Consider the following 23,557-nt stretch of genomic DNA (forward strand, 5'->3'; position numbering starts at 1 on the left):
CACTAGACTCTTATATTGTATTCATTCATCAGTTGATCGGTGCGTTTTCCACTGATAAAATCACCAACACATTGAGCACCTAAAGAAATCGCTGTCTCTTCATCAATTTTACCGAGAACCCAATCAACAGTTTTAATTTGGGTGCTCTTACCAATTCCAACTTTAAGTCTTAAGAATTCATTAGATCCTAGGTGATCAATAATACTCTTAACACCTTTTTGTCCACCCGATGACCCTTTTTCTCTAAGTCTAAGTGATCCTACAGTTATATCCATATCATCACTAATTACCAGTAGATCCTCTAAATCGACATCATAATAACGCATGACCTCGCCTACAGATTCACCCGAGAGATTCATAAAGGTTTGTGGCTTAACTAAAACTACTTTCTCTGTTCCTACAAATGTCTCTGCAATGAGAGCTTTAAATTTATTGGTTGAGATCGAGACACCTAATTTCGATGCAACCTCATCAATCACAAGAAAACCGGCATTATGTCTTGTATTCTCATATTGTTTTCCTGGATTTCCTAATCCTACGATAACTTTCATACATTCCTCCATTAAGCAAAAAAGAATAAGGGACTTCCCTTACTCTTTGTTTGGATCATATACAATCTTAAGATGACGATCTCTTCCAGAACCTTCACTCTGTGTGCGAATTCCTGGGAAATTAGTCAATTCTTTATGAATCACACGACGTTCGTCGTTTGGCATAGGGTCTAAAGATGCGTCAATTTTTGATCGACTTACATTTTTAGCAATCCGTTTTGCCATTGCCTTAAGCTTTTGATAACGATCTGTTTTATAGTTGTTTATATCAATCATGACATAAAAACGACGTTTAAACTCTGAATTTACTACATGTTTCAGTAACATATTCATACCTTCCAATGACTTCCCATTTTTACCAATGAGGATTGCATTGTTGTCAGCATTTAATGAAACCTTAACGTTATTATTTTTGACAGTAATTTCTTGTTCAACTTTTAATCCCAAACCTGTAAAGAATTTATCAAAATATTCTTCAACAAACAATTTGACATCATCAAGGGCAAACACTTCAGCAGTAACACTCGACCCGATGCCTAAGAAACCTGATTTCTCTTCAATGACATAATAGATAAGATCACTTTGTTCAACATTCTTTTCTTTAGCGACATTTTTTAGAACATCATCTAAAGACCTAGCTGTATATTGCTTCACGTGTATTCCTCCTTTTATTATTTTGCGCCGTATTTATGATTAATAAATAATGTTTGTACTAATTGTGCAAGAGCCGAAACCATCCAGTATAAACTCATACCTACTTGCCAGTTTAGAGCAAGAACAACAATCATGATTAATGATGAGTACATCATCATATTTGCTTGATTAGCTGGTTGTTTTTCATATGAACGTTTGCGAATCTTTTGTTTAGCGAGATATTGTGGCAAGAACATTGATAGGAATTGTGATAAAGCCATTAGAATAAAAATTCCAATAATAATAATATTTCCTTGTGTAAATCCTTGCATAGGCGTTAATTCTAAAGTTTGTCCAAATACAGTACCATTAATAATTGCTTCTGAACGCATAACTGCTTGATACATTGCAATCATAATTGGCAATTGAAGGAATGTTCCTCCTAAAGCACCCATTGGATTAATTTCATGTTTTTCAAACAATTTTTGCATCTCTGTAGCTTTTTGAAGCTTTGCTTGTTGATCATTACGACCTTGATACTTCGCTTCAATACGAGCTTGTTCAGGACCAATTAATTGCATTTTTTGTTGTTGAACAGTTGCTTTAATTGAACCCTTAATTGTAATAATTTTAATGATTAATGTTACAACAACAATAGAACCGATTGTTCCAATGTATTGTGAGAAAAAGTTTAATGCTTGTGCAATTGGCCATACAAATAAGGCTCCGAACCATGTGTCACTACCCCATGTCCATGAATCACCTAAACTAATGATCTTGTCGGCATAAACTTGTTTCGTTTGTGGATCAATAACTTGAGTACATCCAGTTAATGCTAGTAGCAAAATACTGAAAATAATCAGTTTTTTATATTTTTTCATACCTATCTCCTAATCTAAAAATACTCACTTTATATTTTAACCGTTTTTATAAGGTTTTCCAAGTCTTTTTGATTTTCCTCATAACTCTGTTCGTAATATTTTTTTCGAACTAGAACAATGTAATCATAAGGAGTATCAAACATATTGATATCTTGGAGCATGCTTCTTATTTGGCGTTTTGTTTTGTTACGCACTACCGCATTTCCTAATTTTTTCGGTGCTGCAATTCCATAACGTGAGTTATCTTTAGTTCTCCTATCTATATATACTGTAAAAGCTTTAGTATTTTTAAATCGACGAGCCCCCATGATTTTTTGAAATTCCGCGGCTTTTTTTACTCTATATTCTTCTCTCATTTTTTTTCACTTCCACTATGACAAAAAAGTCACCCATAAGGGTGACTGTTATGCAGATAACACTTTTCTTCCTTTTGATCTACGACGTGAAAGCACGCGGCGACCGCCTACTGTTTTCATACGGGCTCTAAAACCATGGACCTTTTGGTGTTTCCGTTTGCTCGGTTGATAAGTTCTCTTCATGAAAACCACCTCCAGTTCTTTATATATACGAAGAGCAAATGCTTTAAAATTATATAAGAAATACTTTTCAATGTCAATAAAGTGTCTTAAATAACGTTTTGATTATCTGATTCACCATCTAATTGATACTATTTCATTCTAACTTTATAGAATTATCACCGCTATTGTAACACATTCATCTTTCAATCACGATATTTTTTTTCGTTTTTTTTAGTTTATCGCATCCACAATATAATTTATAAGCAAAAAAACGTCAAGCATACATCAAAAATTCTCCGATGCTTGTGTTTTATTCACCAATATTCGTTGATATGTACTAAAAAATACTAAAGTTATCCACTTTTCCAGGGTTATTGTATGAAATGTTGGTAACCCTAGGAGATCTGTGGGATAAATTCTGTGGATGGATTTAAACTCCTAAAAACACCTAGAAAACTATAAACACCATTTTAGACTAGTTTATAACATTGTTTATCAACACATTGTGGATAATGTGGGAAACTACATAATACGGCTTCTAGACTGTATATTTATGTGTTGATATGCTTGAGTATAATTCTTAAAATATTCATATCGAAAATTCTTTCAACGCTATGTTGATAACTTATTTAAGAACTCCACATTTTATAAACATTCACAATTTTGTGGACAACTGTGGATAACTATCTATATAAGCATTAGAATAGCGGTATTCCACTAAAGTTTGTGTGGATAACTTGTGGGGAGTTTTTTTGTCTATGGAATTGTATTTTAAATTTGATATTATAGAACTTGCAAAGGGGTATTTGAATATGACAACTATGAAATTTTATTTAGAAGATGTGTGGGGAAAAGTTAAACTTGCGATCAAGGAAAGCAATCATTTCGATGAACCAATCTATAATACGTACATCGAAGACACAAACCTTGCTGCATTAGATGAGTCAAGGGCTGTAATTGTCGTTCCAACTTATCTCCAAAAAGTTATTCTTTCGGAAGAGATTCCTTTTTTAAACGACGTTATTAATCAAATTTTGGATAAAACTTCAATGGTTTGTGAGGTTTTACTCGAAAATGAATTTAAAAAAAATATTGCAGTTCAAGTTCCCATTCAACCTCAAATTCCCGTCGTCATTCGTAATGATGGAATTGCCCCGAATCAAACATTTGATAATTTTGTTGTTGGTCCAAGTAACAAAGAAAGTCATTCTGCAGCATTAGGATGTGCTTATCGTCCTGGACAGTTTTACACACCACTCTTTATATACGGTAATTCTGGACTGGGGAAAACTCATCTCTTAAACGCGATTGGTAATTATATTAAAAAACTTAATCCGGATGCTCGTGTGCTCTATACTTCTAGCTCTGATTTCGTTCGACAAGTCGCTAATTCAATACAAAATCGAACAATAGAAGATTTCAAAGAGCAAATGTATAACCTTGATGTTTTACTGATCGATGATATTCAATTTCTAGCGGGTAAAGAAAAATCCCATGAGATATTCTTCCATATCTTCAATGAGCTTATTTACAATAAAAAACAAATTGTCATTACAAGTGATCGTCTACCAACAGAAATTAAAGGTCTTGAAGACCGCTTAATAAGCCGTTTTTCCTCAGGTCTATCTGTCGGTGTTGATTCTCCAGAATTTGAAACATCACTTGCAATTCTTGAATTAAAAATTAAACACAAAAGTGTTGATCCAGGATTGTTTGATGAAGATGTACTAAGCTATATCGCATCAAATTTCTCAAAAGATGTGCGTATGCTTGAGGGTGCTCTAAACAGATTGCTCTTCTTCTCAATTGAGTTTTCGCAAAATGATCATATTGATATCAACATAGCGATGAATGCCTTTAAAACAAATGGGGAACCCATTAAAACTAATGAACTCGATACAAAGACCATTAAACGCATCGTTGCGGACTACTATGGATTAACCCAAGCACAACTTGTATCAAAAGCGCGTACAAAAGCAATTGCGAATGCACGTCATATTGCAATCTACTTATGCCGTAAACATCTTGACTTGCCTTATAATAAAATCGGTGAGGATTTTGGAAAGCGTGATCACTCTACAATAATCAGTGCTTGCGATAAGATCGAAAAGAAACTTAAAACAGACCAAATGCTTGCACGTGCTGTTTATGAACTTGAAGCTAAAATTAAATAGTTATCAACAGTTATCCACAATTTAGCAACAGTATTTTATCATCAATTAACCGCTTGTTTACAGTGGTTAATACAAGTTATACACTTATCCACAGGCCCTAGTAATACTAATTAATTATTTAATACTAATAAACTTATCGCCTTGTAGAACAATATAATTAAAAGTTCTTTAGGAAATAGGTTTATTTTTACGAAAAAGAATACAATAAAAAGTTCATAATATGATATAATTAAGACAATAGTGTTTATCATTTGGAGGGTTATATGAAGTTCAATATAAAGAAACAATCATTTTATAAAGCATTGTCCTCTGTAGGACGTGCAGCATCTACACATTCACCGTTACCAATTCTGTCTGGAATTAAGTTCGAGTTAAGAGACGATGCTTTAACATTAATTGCAAGTGATTCAAATATTTCCATTAAAGAAGTTCTTTATGCGAATGACGAAAATAAATTGAACGTTTATGAAGAAGGGGAAGTAGTTTTAGAGTCACGCTATATTCTAGAAGCAGTTCGTAAGCTTGATAGCGATTTTATTGATTTTGAAATTATTGATGGTGCGTTAACACGAATTAGTGGAAATAAAGCCGAATATAACATCAATGGTAGTAAAGCAGAACTTTATCCAACAATTGATTTTACAAAACCAACTAAAGAATTTAAGATGCCTGGTTTTAAACTTTCCGAAGTGATTCAACAAACAGCATTCGTTTGTTCTACAAGTGAAGATCGTCCGATATTCACAGGCGTTAATTTTAAAGCAGATGGCAATACCATGAACTGTGTTGCGACTGATAGCTATCGATTAGCTAAAAAATCAATTGATCTACCAACACCTATGGATTTCAATATTTGTATTCCTGCAGTGAATCTTTATGAAGTCTCGAAGACAATCAGTGACAATAAAGACGTTCATATTGCAGTTTCAGATAAACTTGTTCAATTCTATGTGGATTCAACCCTAATTCAATCACGTCTTATTGATGGATTATTCCCAGATGTAAATCGATTAATTCCAGCAGAGTATGGATTTGAATTAACAGTAAATAGTCACGATATGATTAGTGCTATTGATCGCTCATCCTTTCTAAAGAGTGACGGTTATTGGACTGTAAAATTAGAAGCATCGAATGAAGGTGTGTTGATCAGTTCAAAATCTCAAGAAATCGGTAGCTCCGAAGAAATCTTAAAACCAATTGATTACATTGGTGGTAATTTAAAAATTTCTTTTAGTGGTCGTTATATGATTGAAGCACTGAAATCATTTAAAACAGATACCGTTAAGATTTTATTCGTGGGAGAAATGCAAGCGTTCATTCTTAAAAACCCAGAAGATGATTCGATTGTTCAACTCGTATTACCAGTAAGAACCTTCGATTAAATAGTATGTTAAAGAATCAAAGACATTTACAACTTATCCACTATATTGATTTGCATCAATTTGCAAAAGTTGAAGAGCTTGCACAACTTGTGGATGTTTCCGAAATAACCGTTCGTCGAGATATCAATGAATTGGATGAAAAAGGGTTAGTTCATAAAGTTCATGGTGGTGCTACATCCATCACAATACGAGATTACTCTAATGATATTGAATTACATACACGAAACGACGTTAATTCTGATATTAAAGACCAATTGGCAAAATCAGCTGCATCATTGGTTAAAACGAATGCTGTTGTATATCTTGATGCTGGAACATCTGTTTCACGGATGATTCCATATCTCAAAGATAAGCATGTTACGGTCTATACGCACGGTTTACATCATGTTGATGCCTTAGTTCAGTATGGTATCGAGTGTTATGTAATTGGTGGTTTTGTGAAGCCTACAACACGTGCTGCAGTAGGGGGATTAAGTACTCAGTATTTAAAACAGATGAATTTTGACCAAGCATTCATTGGATTTAATGCATTGGATGTGGATTTCGGATTTTCCACACCGGATGAAATGGAAGCAGTAACGAAATCAACAATTATTGCTCAATCATCACAGGTATATTTTATTGGGGATAGTTCTAAGTTTAATAAGAAATCAAGTGTGCGCTTCGCATCATCTAATGATGGAGTTCTTATTACGGATCAAGATCCAGGAAAAGCATATAATAACTATGATATTAAAATACAAGGTGAGCGATAAGTTCACCTTTTTCTATGTGTTGAATATAAATGATATCTTATGATAAATAATGTTTGAAACCACTTACATAATATGTTATTCTATTTTTAGGAGGAAATAATTATGATTTATATCGTTACACTTAACCCTTCAATTGATTACTTAATGTCCCCAAATACATTATCCTTGGGGATAACGAATCGTTCTGAAGAAGAACAGATACGTATTGGTGGAAAAGGTATTAATGTCGGAGTTGTACTCAACAATCTTGGACAATCTTCCACATGTGTTGGATTTCTCGGCGGATTTACAGGAAATCACATTCGTGAAGAATTAAAAAAATATCCTCTACTTGTTGATGGTTTTAGAGACTCTAAACATCCAACTCGCATCAATATTAAACTTGATTATAAGGGAGAGACGGAAATTAATGGGAGTGGTCATCCTATCGATGCTTCTCTAATTGAATCATTATCAACATTTATAACGACACTTAAGCCAGAGGACTTTGTGGTTCTAACTGGTAGTGTTGCATCGGGAATGTCTTACGACTGGTATGTCTCAGTTTGTGAGGCACTGGATAAACAAAATATCCCTTTTGCAGTTGATGTTAGTTCAGATAAACTCATTGATATGATTTCTTATCATCCACTCTTAATAAAACCAAATCAGGATGAAATTTGTGCTATTCTCGGCTTACAAAATGAGAATTTATCCTTTGAACGATTATTAAGTGAGTCAAAAAAATTAATTGAAAGGGGGGCACGTAATATTATTGTCTCACTAGGATCACAAGGATCGATGTTAATTACTGATGAAGCTTGTTATCGCGCATATGCACCTGAAGGGGTTCTGATAGATTCTGTAGGGGCTGGTGATTCGATGGTTGCAGCATTTATATATGGTTATGTAAATGACTATTCGCTACTTGAAACGTATCGATTAGCTTGTGCTGCAGGAAGTGCCACTGCATTCTCTGATCATCTTGCGTCTTTTGAAACAATTGAAAAACTAAAAGATAAAATAATTATCGAAAGGATCGATCTATAATATGAAAAATATCACTCAAGTTTTAAAACCGAATCTTGTAATTTTTGATTTAAATGCATCATCTAAAGATGAAGTTCTTATTGAAATGGCTCGAAAACTGAGCCAAGAGGGAATCGTAGCGAATGAAATGTCTTTTGTTGAGACACTTAAAGAACGTGAGGCAATAAGTACGACTGGTGTTGGTGATGGAATTGCGATTCCTCATGGTCGAAGTTCTGTCGTATCCGAATCCGTTGTTGTCTTTGGACGTAGTGATACTGGAATTGATTTTGACTCTATGGATGGCAAACCAGCGCATCTGTTCTTTATGATTGCGACCCCTGAAAATTCAGGCGATGATCATCTATCAATCTTATCCACATTATCCGGTCTATTGATGAAGTCAGAAGTTCAAGAAGCAATACGTACTGCTTCAACCTATGATGAATTGGTTGAAGCATTTGATATCGATAATGAACCAAAACAGGAAGTTGTGGATAGTGAATCATTTGTAGTTGCAGTAACTGCATGTGCAACAGGTATTGCGCATACATATATGGCAGCTGAAAAACTACAAGAAACAGCTAAAAATAAAGGAATTGCGATTAAAGTTGAAACAAATGGATCATCTGGAGTTGGAAATCGTTTAACACAAGACGATATTAAAAATGCGGATGCAGTTATTGTTGCTGCCGATATTAATGTTGAGATGAATCGTTTTAATGGTAAAAAATTAATTAAAGTTCCGGTTGCTTCTGCAATAAGTCATCCTGATTCATTGATTGATAAAGCATTAACTGAAGCGGACGTTTATACCGCATCTTCTACCGATTCTTCAAATGAAGAGTCTGAAGGAAGTAATCTTTATAAGCATCTCTTAAATGGTGTGTCACATATGCTACCATTTGTTGTTGGTGGTGGGATTCTGATTGCTATTGCATTTATGCTTGACCAGCTCATTGGTGTGCCAACAGCGGAGTTAGGTCAACTGGGTTCTTATAATGCATTTCCAGCTATCTTGAAAGATATTGGAGGCCAAGCATTCGGATTTATGTTACCCGTTCTAGCAGGTTATATTGCCTATAGTATTGCAGACCGTCCAGGTCTTGTTGTAGGTTTTGTTGCCGGTGGTATTGCATCGACAGGTGGTGCAGGGTTCTTAGGTGCTCTAATCGGTGGTTTCTTAGCAGGTTATACAATGAATATGATTAAGAAACTTCTTACGAATCTTCCACAAAGCTTAGACGGTATCAAAACGATCCTCTTGTATCCGGTACTAGGGGTGCTTGTGACAGGTTTATTGATGGTTTTAATAAATATACCTATGAAATCTGTTAATGAAGCAATGAATGGCTTCTTAAACGGCTTGTCAGGCACAAATGCGGTATTGTTGGGAGCACTTTTGGGCGGTATGATGGCTGTAGACCTCGGTGGTCCAATTAATAAGGCTGCTTATGTCTTTGGTACAGGTACTTTAGCTGCTACAGCAGCAGGGCAAGGGAGTGCGGTAATGGCGGCGGTAATGGCTGCTGGAATGGTTCCTCCGCTTGCTGTCTTTGTTGCTACATTATTATTCAAACATAAATTTAAAGCTGAAGAGCGTCAGGCGGGTATGACAAACTTGATTTTAGGAGCTTCTTTCATTACTGAGGGTGCAATTCCATTTGCATCAAGTGATCCGCTTCGTGTTATACCAAGTTTTATTGTTGGTTCCGCATTAACTGGTGCTTTATCTTTAGCGTTCAATATCACGGTTAATGCACCACACGGTGGACTCTTTGTTATTCTACTTGTGAGTCAACCACTCTTGTATATTTTATTTATCATTATTGGTTCTGTTGTTAGTGGGCTTTTAATGGGTATTTTAAAGCGTATTTAGTTCTTTTTTAACACAATTATCATGAAACCACATTTCGTTTAAAGAATGTGGTTTTTTGTGCGTTTTATGATCCGTAAAAAGATGATTTTAATTCGATTTTATAGTATAATAAGATGGTAATAAAAAGGATGGGTGCTATGAAAAAAGAGACTCAATATATCACTTTAGGACAATTTCTAAAAGTGGCGGATTATGTTAATTCAGGTGGTGAAGCGAAACACCTGATTCATACGTTTTCAATTCAAGTAAACGGTGAAGAAGAGAACCGACGCGGTAGAAAGTTGTATCCTGGAGATGTTGTTGTAATTAACGGTAATAAACACGAAATCACAACAAAACATGAAGGTTAAAAATCTTGAATTAAAGCAATTTCGAAATATCTCGAATCTCAATCTATCATTTAATAAAAACATTAATGTTTTTGTAGGGGATAATGGTCAAGGGAAGACGAATATTATCGAGTCGCTTGTCTATCTTTCTTCAGGGCGATCCTTTCGTGTTAGTTCGGATGAATATCTCATTCAATACGGCAAGGAATTTTTAAGTGTTATTGCCGATATTGAGGATCAGAATAATACTCAAAATCTTAAAGTAGTACTGAGTAGTGCTGGAAAATATCTTCAAGTTAATCAACAACCTTTAAAAAAAATGACCGAGTTTATCGGTCGTTGTAACGTTGTACTGTTTAATCCAGAAGATATTAATTTCTATTCTAACAGTCCGAGAAAAAGACGAAGAGAAATTGACTTTGAATTGGGGAAAATGTCAAAGCGTTATCTCAATCAATTAAGTTTGTCGAATAAGTTACTATCAGAGCGTAATGCATATTTGAAAAATAAAAATGTAGATCAAGATTATCTGGAAATTTTAACGGAAAAATTAGTGGATGCGTCTATTTTGATTATTGAAATGAGAGCTAAGTTTGTACATGCACTCAATCCAATCATTAATCACTATTATCATCTTCTCAGTGATTCCAAAGATCATGTCGTTTTACATTATAAGGCACCAATCAATCTCGAAGGAGATTTGAAGGCGCAATTATTGTCGAAAATGCAGGATTCATTCCAACGTGATTGTGATTTCAAAGTCACGCAAAATGGAATCCACCGTGATGATTTTATTTTTATGATAAATGATATCCCTGTTGTGAACGTATCGTCACAGGGACAAAAGCGAATGCTTATAATTGCTTTTAAACTTGCGATTGTGGAATTAATTTTTCAAAGTCGTAAAACATATCCAATTTTGTGTTTAGATGATTTGTTTTCTGAATTGGATAATGTAAGACGTGAACGTGTTTTAAACGTGTTACACGAAGAAATGCAGGTATTTATTACTACTATAGATTTAGACTATGTTAAATCGAAGCGTGATAAATCAGTCTTTAAAGTTGTCAGTGGTAATGTAGAGGAGGTTATTTAATGTCGAATACAAAAGTAGATCATTCATATACGTCTTCCGATATTCAAGTTCTTGAAGGATTGGAAGCGGTACGTAAACGACCTGGGATGTATATTGGTACTACCGCATCTCGTGGTTTACATCATTTAGTTTGGGAAATTGTAGATAATGGTATTGATGAAGCTTTAGCTGGGTTTGCAACAGAAATTATTGTGAATGTGGATAAAGATAATGTCATTTCTGTATCAGATAATGGTCGTGGGATTCCTGTTGGAATTCATGCGAAGACAGGTGTTTCAACAGCTGAAACGATCTTTACTGTACTTCATGCCGGAGGAAAATTCGGTGGTGGAGCATATAAAGTATCGGGTGGTCTTCACGGTGTTGGGGCTTCTGTTGTTAACGCGTTGTCCGAATGGTTAGAAGTCAAAATTTATTTGGATGGTATTGAATACTACCTTCGTTTTGAAGAGGGTGGAAAAGTAGCGGTACCACTCAAAGAAGTTGGTAAAACTGATAAAAAAGGGACAACTGTTCGATTTAAAGCAGATCCTACAATTTTTACTGAAACGACAGAATTTTCACACGATGTGTTACGAGATCGTTTACGCCAGATTGCATTTTTAAACAAGGGGATTAAACTTGTTTTCCAAGACGAACGCGAACCTGAAGAGACAAGACATCTAGAATTTGTCTACGAAGATGGACTTCGTGAATATGTTCAGTATATGAATGCTAATAAATCTCCAATACATGAAGAAATCGTATATTGTGAGGGTGAAGAAGAAGGAATACTTGTTGAAGTATCAATGCAATATAATGATGGTTTTACGCCAAACATTTATTCATTCTGTAATAATATTAATACACACGAAGGTGGAACGCATGAAGATGGATTTAAACTAGCGTTAACACGTGTAATTAATAATTACGCTAAAGAACACAATTTACTTAAAAAAGATGATGACGGATTTTTAGGGGATGATGTTCGTGAAGGACTCACCGCGATTATTTCTGTAAAACATCCAGATCCTCAATATGAGGGACAAACAAAAACGAAACTCGGTAATAGTGAAGTTCGTAAGATTGTTTCCAGTGTCTTCGGTGAACAATTAGAACGTTTCTTGATGGAACATCCAGATGACGCTAAAATCATCGTTGATAAGGCTGCAATCGCATCAAAAGCGCGTGTTGCAGCTCGTAAAGCACGTGAGTTAACACGTCGTAAAGGGGCGCTTGAAGTTTCTTCTTTACCTGGAAAACTTGCGGATTGTTCGAATCGAAACCCATCCGAATGTGAAATCTATATCGTCGAGGGGGATTCTGCTGGTGGAAGTGCTAAGCAGGGACGTGATAGCAAATTCCAAGCGATTTTACCACTTCGAGGTAAAGTTATTAACGTTGAAAAAGCACGTTTACATAAAATTTTTGATAACAATGAAATTCGTATGATGATTACTGCGTTTGGTACAGGAGTATCCGATGAAATGGATATCGAAAAGTTACGTTATCATAAAATTATTATCATGACTGATGCCGATGTCGATGGTGCGCATATTAGAACGTTATTATTAACATTCTTCTATCGATTCTTAAGACCACTCATCGAAAATGGATTCGTCTATATAGCTCAACCGCCACTTTATAAAATTTCCCGGGGAAACAAAATTGCTTATGCCTATGAGGAAGAAGAGTTGGATGAATTGAAAGTTGAATTTGGCGACCGTTTTAATGTTCAACGATACAAAGGTCTTGGGGAAATGAATCCTGAACAGTTATGGGATACAACCATGGATCCAGAAACACGTACATTAATACAAGTTACAATTGATGATGCAATGGAAGCAGATGTTATTTTTGAAACCTTAATGGGTGATGAAGTAGCACCACGTCGTGAATTTATTCAGGCGAATGCTGAATATGCTGATTTGGATATTTAGGAGGACATAATGGAAGATAATACACAGGGTTATGACAAAATAAAACAACGTAATATTTCTGAAGAAATGAAAAAATCATTCGTCTCCTATGCCATGTCGGTTATTGTTTCACGTGCGTTGCCAGATGTTCGTGATGGTTTGAAACCTGTTCACCGCCGTATTTTATATGCGATGAATGATCTTGGTATGACAAGTGATAAACCTTATAAAAAATCTGCTCGTATTGTTGGTGAAGTAATTGGTAAGTATCACCCTCATGGTGATACAGCTGTTTATGATTCAATGGTACGTATGGCACAAGAATTTTCATATCGATATATGTTGATTGACGGTCACGGTAACTTCGGATCAATCGACGGAGATGGTGCGGCTGCGATGCGTTATACAGAAGCGCGTATGTCTAAAATCTCAATGGAATTAATTCGTGATATCAATAAGAATACTGTAGATTTTATTGATAACTATGATGGTGAAGAGCATGAACCCGTTGTACTACCATCGCGTTTCCCTAATGTTCTTGTTAATGGTGGTACTGGGATTGCGGTTGGTATGGCAACAAATATTCCTCCTCATAATCTTGGAGAAGTAATTGATGCAACGATTGCATTAATCGATAACCCAGATATAACAATCAAAGAACTAATGGAAGATTATATTTTTGGTCCTGATTTTCCAACAGGGGCACTTTTACTTGGACGTAGTGGAATCAAGTCAGCGTTTGAAACAGGACGAGGTTCTGTAGTTATGCGGGCAAAAGTGGATATCGAAGAAATGAAGAATGGTAAACCACGCATTATTATTTCAGAAATCCCATATCAAGTTAATAAAGCTACTTTAGTAGAAAAAATCGCAACACTTGTTCGTGATAAAGAAATTAATGGAATCACAGACCTACGAGATGAATCAAACCGTGAAGGAATTCGTATTGTAGTAGAACTACGAAGAGAAGTTCAAGCCGAAGTTGTATTAAACCAACTGTATCGTCTTACAGCACTCCAATCATCCTTTGGGGTTAATATGTTAGCACTTGTTAATGGAAGACCTGAGTTATTAAATCTATTACAAGTATTAAGTCACTATCGTGATCATCAAATTGAAATTGTTACACGTAGAACACAGTTTGAATTGAAGAAAGCAGAAGATCGCGCACATATCCTACAGGGACTTATGATTGCACTTGATCATATTGATGAAGTTATTTCAATCATACGTACATCCAAGGACGATCCAGAAGCGATTACTCGACTCAATGAAGCCTTCGATTTAACTGAAATTCAATCTAAAGCAGTATTAGATATGCAATTGCGTCGTTTGACCGGATTGCAACGTGATAAAGTTGAAAATGAATTCAATGAATTAACTATTCTAATTGTTGATTTAAAAGATATTTTAGCGAACCACGATCGATTGCTTACAATCATTAAAGACGAATTAATCGAAATCAAAACAAAATTTGGTGATGATCGTCGTTCTGAAATTGTAGAAGCTGATATTGATATGTTAGATGAAGACTTAATTCCAGTTGAAGATATTGTTGTTACGATGACAATGAATGGATATATCAAACGTACAACAGTTGATTCATTCAATACACAAAACCGTGGTGGAAAAGGTGTACGCGGTATTAGTACATACGATGAGGACACCGTTGATCAATTTATAGCGATGTCGACACATGATTATCTATTACTCTTTACAAACCTCGGAAAAGTTTACCGTATTCGCGGATTTAATGTACCGTCATCAAGCCGTACATCAAAAGGAATACCAGTTATTAACTTATTAAACCTTACAGAAGGTGAAACCGTTAAAACGCTCGTTAAAGTTGCGAAAGATGACGAATCAAAATATGCATTCTTCGTTACAAAACAAGGTATTGTGAAACGTGTTGAAGTTCAAGAATTTGAATCAATACGCCAAAACGGTAAAATTGCGATTACACTTCGTGAAGATGACGAACTCGTAGGTGTTCGTATGACAAACGGAGATAACGAAATCATTATCGGAGGAAGCAACGGTAAGGCCGTTCGATTCGATGAAAATGAAGTCCGTTCTATGGGACGTACAGCATCAGGTGTTATTGGATTTAATGTTGATGAAGGTGAAGTGGTAGGAATTGCTACTGACCGTGAAGGTCAATATATCCTAGCAGTAACCGAAAAAGGTTACGGTAAGCGTACTGACATCTCGGAATACCGACGCACCAAACGTGGGGCTAAGGGCGTTAAAACAGTAAACATTACTGAGAAGAATGGTAACCTTGTCTCACTTCGTGCAGTTAACGGTGATGAGGAAGCATTAATCATCTCTAATGAAGGAACTGTTATTCGTACAGAAATCAGTAACATTGGAATTTATGGACGATCAACGATCGGTGTTCGTTTGATTAACGTTGGTGAAACAGATTCTGTGTCGCAAGTTGCGATTCTTCAACCTACAGTTGAGGAACCAAATGAAGAACAAACAACAGATCAAGTAGAACCTGTTAATGAAAAAGAAATAGAAATTGCAGAATAACATAAGCAAGGAGGAAACTCCTTGCTTTTTCTTTCGATTCTATTTGACTTAAAATATGATAATCGCTATAATTTACTTAACTCGTTGAGAGGGATTAATATAACTGTTTTATTTAAGAGAGATGATGCTTGGTGAAAATCATTATAAAACTTTATAGTTCCACCCTGGAGAGATTCATTTCGGAAGACAACCGTTATCTGTTAAAGGTATGTTCCACGTGGAACATATGAAAAAGGGTGGCACCACGTTTACACGTCCCTTAAGAGGTGTTTTTTTTATTTTCAAAAGGAGAAAAATATGTTAGATATTAATCTATTTAGAACCAATCCTGAGCTTATTAAGGAAAACCTTAAGAAGAAGTTCCAAGAACATAAAGCGGATATGGTAGACGAAATCATTGCTCTAGATATTGAATATCGCGGAATTAAGACTCGCGCGGATGAACTAAGAGGGCAACGTAATGCTTTAAGTAAACAAATTGGTCAGCTTATGGGTCAAAAAAAGATTGATGAAGCAAACGCCGTGAAAGAACAAGTTCAGGCTTTCGCTCTTGAACTAAAGGATATCGAAGAACGTGAAGAACCATTGTTTAATAAAATCAAAGCTTTAATGATGGAAATTCCAAATATCATCGCGGACGATGTACCGATTGGTAAAGATGATAGTGAAAATGTTGAACGTTATACAGTAGGGGATATCGTCGATAAAGGATTTGATGTTCCTTATCATACAGACATTATGGAGTCGTTTGGCGGTATTGATCTTGACGCAGCACGAAAAGTTGCTGGAGCTGGGTTTTATTACCTGCAAAAAGATATTGCACGATTACATTCCGCTGTTACTTCATATGCTCGTGATTTTATGATTGATCGTGGTTACGATTATGTTATCCCTCCATTTATGATTCATCGTGACGTAGTAAGTGGCGTAATGAGTTTTGAAGAGATGGAAAACATGATGTATAAAATCGAAGGAGAAGACTTATATCTAATCGGTACAAGTGAACACTCCATGATTGGTAAATACATTGATACTATTATCGACGGAGAAACGCTACCTCATAAACTTACAAGTTATTCACCATGCTTCCGCAAAGAAGTAGGGGCTCACGGAATTGAGGAACGCGGGGTATACCGTATCCATCAATTTGAGAAACAAGAGATGGTTGTAGTGTGTCACCCCGAAGACAGTGCAGTATTATTCGAAGAACTTTACCACAATTCAGTAGATTTCTTTAGAACCCTAGATATTCCTGTTCGTGTTCTCGAATGTTGCTCTGGAGATCTTGCAGATTTAAAGAATAAGAGTGTTGATGTTGAGGCATGGAGCCCAAGACAGAAGAAATATTTCGAAGTCGGAAGCTGTTCAAACTTAACAGATGCTCAAGCGCGTAGATTAAAAATACGTATTGATACGCCAGAAGGCCGTGTCTATGCACATACTTTAAATAATACAGTTGTAGCACCACCAAGAATGCTTATCGCATTTTTAGAAAACAATCTTCAAGCTGATGGAAGTGTATTGATTCCTGAAGCACTTCAACCCTACATGGGATTCAAGAAAAAAATAGAGCCTAATCAATAGGCTCTATTTTTTTACTAATTTTTGAATTTGATTCATTACAGCATTTTCATTATTCGATTCAATAACTTCAGTGACAACGCCTTTGACATCCGCATGTGCATTAGCGACTGCGTAAGAGCTTCCTGCCAGCTCTAACATCTGGATATCGTTGTGATAATCCCCGAACGTAATAATGTCCGCAGCGTCGATACTAAGAGCCTTTAGTAAGTGCTTGATTCCAACTCCCTTATTAACATTAGAATGCATTACATCAATCCATACCGCTCCCGCAGTGACTGCATTAAAGTGACCGTCTAAAGATTCTTTAACAATCTCATTAAAATTAGAAACCGTGTGATTGAGACTGCACGCAGTTATCTTAACAAAATCTACATCTATAGCTGTGAGATCGTCGACAATAACGAACCCAGGATAGTATTCTTCGAGATATTGTTCGTGTATTGGGTCGCCAAGTTCAACATAGGCACAATCAATACCTGATGCAATAATCGAAGTTTCGATACATGTCCTGAAAACCTTTGTTACAGTTTCCACGTCTAGTTTAGAGAATACTGATTTATACAGTATCTCGCCGTTGTGCTCTACAATGGCGCCGTTGTCAGAAACAAACGATAGATCATCAATGAAATTAACCGCTTTTTTCTTAATGCTAAATAGAGTACGTCCACTGGCTAAGACCATATGGATGTTATTATCTTTAAGCGTCTTTAGTACTTCTTCAAAATTACGGGGTAGATTTGAATCATCGTCTAAAAGCGTGTGATCCATATCAGTAGCTATTAATTTAATCATAAGAAACCTCCATCAAAATTATACCATAATGTTTCACGTGGAACATTTAAAATAGTCGTTTAAGAGGTTGCATTTTAGGACAGTTTTGATATAATAACTATGCTACAACAACATAATCTAGTTAACCAGGTCAGGGCAGGAATGCAGCAGCCTTACATTAGCTCTTATGTGTGTTGTGGCTCTTTTTGTATATAAGGGGGCGTTATCAATCGAACATTACAAATATATGGATGAGGCATACCAAGAAGCACTACTTGCATATAATCTAGAAGAAGTACCTGTAGGCGCTGTCGTTGTCCATAACAATCAAATCGTAGGACGAGGACATAATGTTCGAGAAACACAACATCAACCCTCAGGCCATGCGGAAATCATTGCGATGGATCAAGCAGGGAAAGCGCTTGGGTCATGGAACTTAGAAGGGTGTACCTTATATGTGACACTCGAACCGTGTGCAATGTGCACCGGCGCGATTATGCAATCAAGAGTGAGTACTGTTGTATACGGTTCAAAGGAGCCAAAAAGTGGTTGCTTAGGATCGGTTATCGATTTTACTCAAATAGAGGGGTATAACCACTATCCTACAGTAATTGCAGGAGTTGAAGAAGAAAAAGCAAAACAGTTAATTCAAGACTTTTTCAAACAACAACGTAATAAACAAATAAAAATTAAAAAAGCAGATAGAAATACATTTGAAAGTTATCTTAAAGTTCGTGAAGAAGTATTCGTTAATGAACAGAACATTGATCCAAAAGAGGAGTACGATGCGCTCGATACACTTGAAAACAACCGCGTTACGCATATTGTTGCCATTAAACAAGAACAAGTAATTGGGACGATGAGGCTCATATCCGCTAATAGAACCATGAAAATTGGAAGACTTGCTGTGCTAAAACCTTTTAGAAATAAGAAAGTTGCTTCCAAGTTGGTTCGTTATGCTATGATACAAGCCGAGAACAATGGAATTCATTTAATCGAACTTAACGCTCAATTAAGTGCAATAAACATTTATAAACGACAAGGGTTTGAAGAAACTGGGGAAATATTCGAAGAAGCGGGTATTTCCCATATAAAAATGACTAAACAAATAAAAACACCGAATCGAATATGGGAACTGACCTAGTTCCTTGGGACTAAAGAAAAAAACCTCTTGTATGAGAATTATTGTAAAATAGTTCAATATAGGAGGTTTTTATATGGGAACACGAACTATGCATAGCTATGAGACAAAGATGAAAGTTATAGAAATGAAATTGGCAGGCTACTCAAGCAGGTTTATTCAGACTGAACTTGGAATAAAAAATGTAACACAAGTCAAAACATGGTGGAGATGGTATCGAAATGGTGAACACTACCGATTTTCTCAACCTGTAGGCAAGCAATATACTTTTGGAAAAGGGCCTGAAGGAGACACGGTCGAAGAAACACAAAGACTTAGAATTAAATCTTTGGAGCAACAAATTGAACTATTAAAAAAGTATTTGGAAAGAGAAAGGATGTGGTTCCTGAAATAATCATCAAGCTCGTTGAAGAGTATCGCAACACTGTATCTATTAAAGATATCTTGAATCTTTTTGGGGTACCTAAGTCAACGTATTACCGTTGGACTAAAAAAGAGCAACTTGAGTCTAATAATTATTCTGTCAATGAAGCATTAGTAATTGAACTTTGTAAAGAAAATAAATTTCGTTATGGATATCGAAAAATAACTGCATTAATTCGAAAAGAAAGAATTATCAATAAGAACACTGTTCAAAAGATAATGCAGAAACACCAATGTCAATGCCGTGTTAAGGTCAAACGGTATAGAAAAAACAAAAATCCGAAGATCATTATGCCCAATATCATTAATCGCGACTTTAAATCACTACGTCCTCTAGAGAAATTGGTGACAGATATCACTTACATCCCTTATGGCCATAAGATGCTCTATTTATCTACGATCATGGATTTATATAATGGTGAGATTATTGCGTCTACATTGAGTGACAGACAAAACCTAGAATGTGTGGTTGATACATTAAATCAACTTCCGGATATCGTTCAGCCATGTATTCTTCATTCTGATCAAGGGAGTGTCTATACATCAAAAGAGTATCAACTCAAAGTAAAAAATAAAAGCATTACCATGAGTATGTCCCGTAAGGGTACACCCGCTGATAATGCTCCTATCGAATCGTTTCATGCCTCGCTAAAGTGTGAAACATTCGAATTAAACCCAGACCTAAAGGGTTCTACTGAAATTGTATCACAAACTGTGATAAACTATTTAAAATATTACAATGAAAATCGAATACAAGAAAAGCTAGGATATCAATCTCCCGTAAATTATCGGTTAACTTCATCCTAACTTGGTTTTTTCTTTAGTCCCAAGGAACTAGGTCAGTTCCATGATCCGGTGTTTTTATTTTGTTTCTTTACTTAACGAGTTGGTTCAGAACTTTCAAGTTCTGCTTTAATGATTGTACGGTTAACGCTGTAATCATTCGCTTCGGTACATGTTACAAGTGTAAGTGTAGCTCCACGAGATTCATCGTCATTAAGTACAGAAGTATCGGTATAAGGAACTTCAAAGTTATCGTAAACCTTATATATATAAGTAGTGTTATCTTCTTTACGATGTAATTTAATCGTATCGCCTTTTTCAATCTTCTCAAAATCACGGAAGACACAGCTTGCGCAACGACCATTATGTCCAGCAATTGAGAAGTTTCCTTCTCCAGGAGGGTCTATTGACCGATTCCAGGCTACAACATAACGATTGAGATAACCCCAGTCGTCAGATTTCACAATTAAATGGTTGATATCAAGTTTTTCAATCTCGATCGATCCCCATTTATCAGTTTCTTGTTTTGAAGGACCATCAGAATCATCTTGAGGTAGGGGAGCATTAAGGAAATCTTGTAATTCTCGTTTGAGCGCTTCACGTTCAAGATAAGAAGAACCGACATCATAAATGATTATTCCCAATCCAGCGAGGATCATCATAATTCCTAAAAAACCAAATAAATTAAATTTTTTCTTTTTCTTAGTATTGTTTTCCATAGTTATCCACCTTAATTACATTATATAGATTGTAAAACAGAATATCAATATAAGGTCCTCCATGATATAATGAGATAAAGGTGATAATATGTCGTATCAATCGTTATATCGTAAATATAGACCTGCACATCTTGACGAAGTTGTGGGGCAAGAACATGTCGTTAATGTATTAAAAAATTCGATTACTAAAAATAAGATATCACACGCATATCTTTTTTGTGGTCCACGTGGAACTGGAAAAACATCAATCGCGAAATTATTTGCACGTGCAGTGAATTGTGAGAACCCAGATCAAGTAATCTGTGGAACCTGTGATAACTGTTTAGCCGTCGCTGATGGTACACATCCAGACCTCATCGAAATCGATGCAGCGAGTAACAATGGTGTAGATGAAATTCGTGGTCTAATCGAAAAAGTGAAATATACGCCGATACTTGGGAAGTATAAAGTTTATATCATTGATGAGGTTCATATGCTCTCGCAAGGGGCTTTCAATGCACTTCTTAAAACATTAGAAGAACCACCAAGTCACGTGGTATTTATCCTAGCTACTACAGAAATACATAAAGTATTACCCACTATAATTTCACGTTGTCAACGCTATGATTTTAATCGTATTGGTGAAGTAGATATCGCGAAACGACTGGACTATGTCCTTAATAATGAAAATGTAGAGGCCGAACAAGGTGTATCAAAACCGATCGCAAGCTTATCCGGTGGTGGGCTTAGAAATGCATTAACAATCCTAGAACAAGCGATTGTACTCGCAGATGATCAAATTACAGTAAATCAAATTTATGACACCAATGGCATTATTACAGACCAAGATAAAATCAAGTTGTTTGATAGCATTCGTGAACAACAAATGGAAGCACTAGTTAATCAAATTGCAATGATGAATGAAAAAAGTGTTAATATTGATCGTTTAATGATGGATTTAGTCAGTGGATTGAAAGACTCAATTATCTACTCACATACAAAGTCTGATGCGTTGGTTAATGAGAACAGTCTAATGTTTATTCATTACCTCGCAGAAACACTCCAAGTTCATGAACGTTTGAAAGTTATCGAAAAATTATTAAGTTATACTGACAAAATGAAATTCTCACAGAATCAATCAACTTATTTTGAAGTCGCTATGGTAGATGTCTTTAATTCATTTAGTAATAATAACGTGAATTTAAATCAACAGACTGAACCAACAATGACAGCGGAACAAATTTATCGAGCAGAAAACAATATTAAGCCACAAAAACCAAAAACTTCAACTCAAATCGAAGTAATTAAGAAGCCAGCACCTGTTGAAGAGAGTATTCCATTCGAAGAAGATAATGATATAGATTCTGTAGAAGAAGAAATTGTTATTGAAACACAAGTATTGAGTGAAGTGACAACCGAACAAACTGAATCTTTTTTAACGGTTGATGATGTCGTTCGATATATGGTGACAGCTGATAAAGCAATTCGTATACAAGATGATGCATCGTATCAAGAAATCGATCGCTATAAGGTCGATCTTAAGTGGGCCCGTGCTAGCCGTTTGATAAGCGGAGGGAAATTGGTATTAAGTAGTCATTTCTTCGCTGTAATTGCGCTTGTAAATGAGGCTGCAGTAAGAGAAGTTGCGGAACAGAGAAATCAAACTGAGTTATACGGATTCTCTAAAATGCTCTTTGGTGCTGATAAACAAATCTTAGCCATTACACAAGAAATGTATTCTGAAGCAGTTTTTAAATTCTTAGTACTTTCAAAAGAAAACGCCTTACCGGAACCAATGGAACCAAAAACGTTTCACGATACAACGCAAGTAGAAGAGCGTGAACAAAAAGATGAAAGTCTCGAAAAGGTAAAAGAACTTTTTGGAGGCATTGTTGAAATAATAGAATCGTAGGTGTGAATATATGTATCCTAAAAAACTTGAACAATTAATTGAGTCGTTTATGATGCTTCCAGGAGTTGGACAAAAAACGGCTGAGCGCTATGCATTAAGTATCTTGGATCAACAAACACAAGATGTTGATAAATTTTCACAAGATCTAACCATCGCACGACATGAGATTCAATCATGTAAGGTATGTCACAACCTCTCAGATGAGGAAGTTTGTCAGATATGCAAAGATAACACACGTGATCGTTCCATAATATGTGTGGTTGCTACTGCAAAAGAAGCATTCTCAATCGAAAAAATGAATGAATACCATGGTGTCTATCATGTATTAGGAGGATTAATCTCTACTCAGAAAGGGATACTTCCTGAGAATTTAAATATATTATCTCTCATTAATCGTGTAGATGAAAATGTTACTGAAGTTATTTTGGCGCTTAATGCTATAGTTGAAGGCGAAATGACATCACTCTATCTCGCAAAAAAATTAGAGGACAAGACAGATGTTTCACGTTTAGCATTTGGTTTACCAATAGGTGGACATTTAGATTATGCAGACGATATGACACTAATGAAAGCTTTTGAGGGTCGAAGTAAAGTCAAATAGGA

General features: G+C 35.7%; 21 protein-coding genes, 1 other RNA gene and 1 other annotated feature. Of the genes, 15 read left to right on the top strand and 7 right to left on the bottom strand.

Annotated features, from left to right (window positions below):
* Positions 1–2: 2 nt before the first annotated feature.
* Genes pth through rpmH form a run of 5 tightly spaced genes read right to left on the bottom strand, consistent with a single transcriptional unit; the run spans position 3 to position 2,604 of the window.
* On the bottom strand, positions 3–551 hold the full coding sequence (gene pth, locus LLS04_RS03250) for an aminoacyl-tRNA hydrolase (protein ID WP_323611904.1): 549 nt from the start codon (positions 549–551) through the stop codon (positions 3–5).
* A gap of 39 nt (positions 552–590) precedes the next feature.
* Positions 591–1,205: a Jag family protein gene (locus LLS04_RS03255; protein WP_003774183.1), complete on the bottom strand. Its 615-nt coding sequence runs from the start codon at positions 1,203–1,205 to the stop codon at positions 591–593.
* Between the two features lie 17 nt (positions 1,206–1,222).
* The gene (gene yidC / locus LLS04_RS03260; protein ID WP_323611905.1) at positions 1,223–2,065 is read right to left on the bottom strand and encodes a membrane protein insertase YidC; all 843 of its coding nucleotides are present in this window, start codon (positions 2,063–2,065) and stop codon (positions 1,223–1,225) included.
* 29 nt (positions 2,066–2,094) lie between these two features.
* Positions 2,095–2,421: a ribonuclease P protein component gene (rnpA, locus tag LLS04_RS03265; protein ID WP_323611907.1), complete on the bottom strand. Its 327-nt coding sequence runs from the start codon at positions 2,419–2,421 to the stop codon at positions 2,095–2,097.
* Positions 2,422–2,469: 48 nt separating this feature from the next.
* Positions 2,470–2,604, bottom strand: a complete 135-nt coding sequence (gene rpmH, locus LLS04_RS03270) for a 50S ribosomal protein L34 (RefSeq protein ID WP_003774176.1) — start codon at positions 2,602–2,604, stop codon at positions 2,470–2,472.
* A 791-nt stretch (positions 2,605–3,395) separates the two neighbouring features.
* On the opposite strand from rpmH, the gene dnaA reads away from it, so the two are divergent.
* The 10 genes from dnaA to serS all read left to right on the top strand — a co-directional run bounded on the left by dnaA (position 3,396) and on the right by serS (position 17,226).
* Positions 3,396–4,757: a chromosomal replication initiator protein DnaA gene (dnaA, locus tag LLS04_RS03275; protein ID WP_323611910.1), complete on the top strand. Its 1,362-nt coding sequence runs from the start codon at positions 3,396–3,398 to the stop codon at positions 4,755–4,757.
* Between the two features lie 263 nt (positions 4,758–5,020).
* Positions 5,021–6,139: a DNA polymerase III subunit beta gene (gene dnaN / locus LLS04_RS03280; RefSeq protein WP_003774169.1), complete on the top strand. Its 1,119-nt coding sequence runs from the start codon at positions 5,021–5,023 to the stop codon at positions 6,137–6,139.
* Between the two features lie 5 nt (positions 6,140–6,144).
* Entirely contained in the window at positions 6,145–6,894 is a 750-nt protein-coding gene (locus LLS04_RS03285) for a DeoR/GlpR family DNA-binding transcription regulator (protein ID WP_323611911.1), read from the top strand.
* A 102-nt stretch (positions 6,895–6,996) separates the two neighbouring features.
* Positions 6,997–7,923, top strand: a complete 927-nt coding sequence (locus LLS04_RS03290; RefSeq protein ID WP_323611913.1) for a 1-phosphofructokinase family hexose kinase — start codon at positions 6,997–6,999, stop codon at positions 7,921–7,923.
* A gap of 1 nt (position 7,924) precedes the next feature.
* Entirely contained in the window at positions 7,925–9,781 is a 1,857-nt protein-coding gene (locus LLS04_RS03295; protein WP_323611914.1) for a PTS fructose transporter subunit IIABC, read from the top strand.
* Between the two features lie 128 nt (positions 9,782–9,909).
* The gene (locus tag LLS04_RS03300) at positions 9,910–10,131 is read left to right on the top strand and encodes an RNA-binding S4 domain-containing protein (protein WP_323612131.1); all 222 of its coding nucleotides are present in this window, start codon (positions 9,910–9,912) and stop codon (positions 10,129–10,131) included.
* Entirely contained in the window at positions 10,121–11,206 is a 1,086-nt protein-coding gene (recF, locus tag LLS04_RS03305; protein ID WP_323611915.1) for a DNA replication/repair protein RecF, read from the top strand. The genes LLS04_RS03300 and recF overlap by 11 nt, the downstream gene beginning before the upstream one ends.
* Positions 11,206–13,125, top strand: coding sequence for a DNA topoisomerase (ATP-hydrolyzing) subunit B (gene gyrB, locus LLS04_RS03310; protein WP_123170859.1), 1,920 nt, complete (start codon positions 11,206–11,208; stop codon positions 13,123–13,125). Before recF ends, gyrB begins: the two co-directional genes overlap by 1 nt.
* Before the next feature lie 9 nt (positions 13,126–13,134).
* Positions 13,135–15,642: a DNA gyrase subunit A gene (gene gyrA / locus LLS04_RS03315; protein ID WP_323611916.1), complete on the top strand. Its 2,508-nt coding sequence runs from the start codon at positions 13,135–13,137 to the stop codon at positions 15,640–15,642.
* A 75-nt stretch (positions 15,643–15,717) separates the two neighbouring features.
* Positions 15,718–15,905 (top strand) — a binding site (T-box leader).
* A gap of 34 nt (positions 15,906–15,939) precedes the next feature.
* Positions 15,940–17,226, top strand: a complete 1,287-nt coding sequence (serS, locus tag LLS04_RS03320) for a serine--tRNA ligase (protein ID WP_323611917.1) — start codon at positions 15,940–15,942, stop codon at positions 17,224–17,226.
* A gap of 3 nt (positions 17,227–17,229) precedes the next feature.
* On the opposite strand, the gene LLS04_RS03325 is transcribed toward serS, so the two are convergent.
* A complete protein-coding gene (locus tag LLS04_RS03325; RefSeq protein ID WP_323611918.1) occupies positions 17,230–18,018 on the bottom strand; it encodes an HAD family hydrolase in 789 nt (262 codons plus the stop codon).
* Between the two features lie 98 nt (positions 18,019–18,116).
* Between LLS04_RS03325 and ffs the strand changes: the two genes are divergently transcribed.
* The 3 genes from ffs (at position 18,117) to LLS04_RS03340 (ending at position 20,368) form a co-directional block, all read left to right on the top strand.
* An RNA gene (ffs, locus tag LLS04_RS03330) (signal recognition particle sRNA small type) lies at positions 18,117–18,204 on the top strand.
* Positions 18,194–19,141, top strand: coding sequence for a tRNA adenosine(34) deaminase TadA (gene tadA / locus LLS04_RS03335; RefSeq protein ID WP_323611920.1), 948 nt, complete (start codon positions 18,194–18,196; stop codon positions 19,139–19,141). Before ffs ends, tadA begins: the two co-directional genes overlap by 11 nt.
* Before the next feature lie 73 nt (positions 19,142–19,214).
* Positions 19,215–20,368, top strand: a protein-coding gene (locus LLS04_RS03340) for an IS3-like element ISErh1 family transposase (protein ID WP_123171090.1) whose coding sequence is annotated in 2 segments (ribosomal slippage) — positions 19,215–19,488 and positions 19,488–20,368 — 1,155 coding nt in all. Because the reading frame shifts where the segments join, the coding sequence is not laid out codon by codon here.
* Positions 20,369–20,439: 71 nt separating this feature from the next.
* On the opposite strand, the gene LLS04_RS03345 is transcribed toward LLS04_RS03340, so the two are convergent.
* Positions 20,440–21,063, bottom strand: a complete 624-nt coding sequence (locus tag LLS04_RS03345) for a sortase (RefSeq protein ID WP_003774146.1) — start codon at positions 21,061–21,063, stop codon at positions 20,440–20,442.
* Between the two features lie 88 nt (positions 21,064–21,151).
* Between LLS04_RS03345 and dnaX the strand changes: the two genes are divergently transcribed.
* On the top strand, positions 21,152–22,954 hold the full coding sequence (dnaX, locus tag LLS04_RS03350) for a DNA polymerase III subunit gamma/tau (protein ID WP_323611922.1): 1,803 nt from the start codon (positions 21,152–21,154) through the stop codon (positions 22,952–22,954).
* A gap of 10 nt (positions 22,955–22,964) precedes the next feature.
* A complete protein-coding gene (recR, locus tag LLS04_RS03355; protein WP_323611924.1) occupies positions 22,965–23,555 on the top strand; it encodes a recombination mediator RecR in 591 nt (196 codons plus the stop codon).
* Positions 23,556–23,557: the final 2 nt, after the last annotated feature.

It is taken from the genome of Erysipelothrix enhydrae, from assembly GCF_035066605.1.
Lineage (GTDB): Bacteria > Bacillota_I > Bacilli_A > Erysipelotrichales > Erysipelotrichaceae > Erysipelothrix > Erysipelothrix amsterdamensis.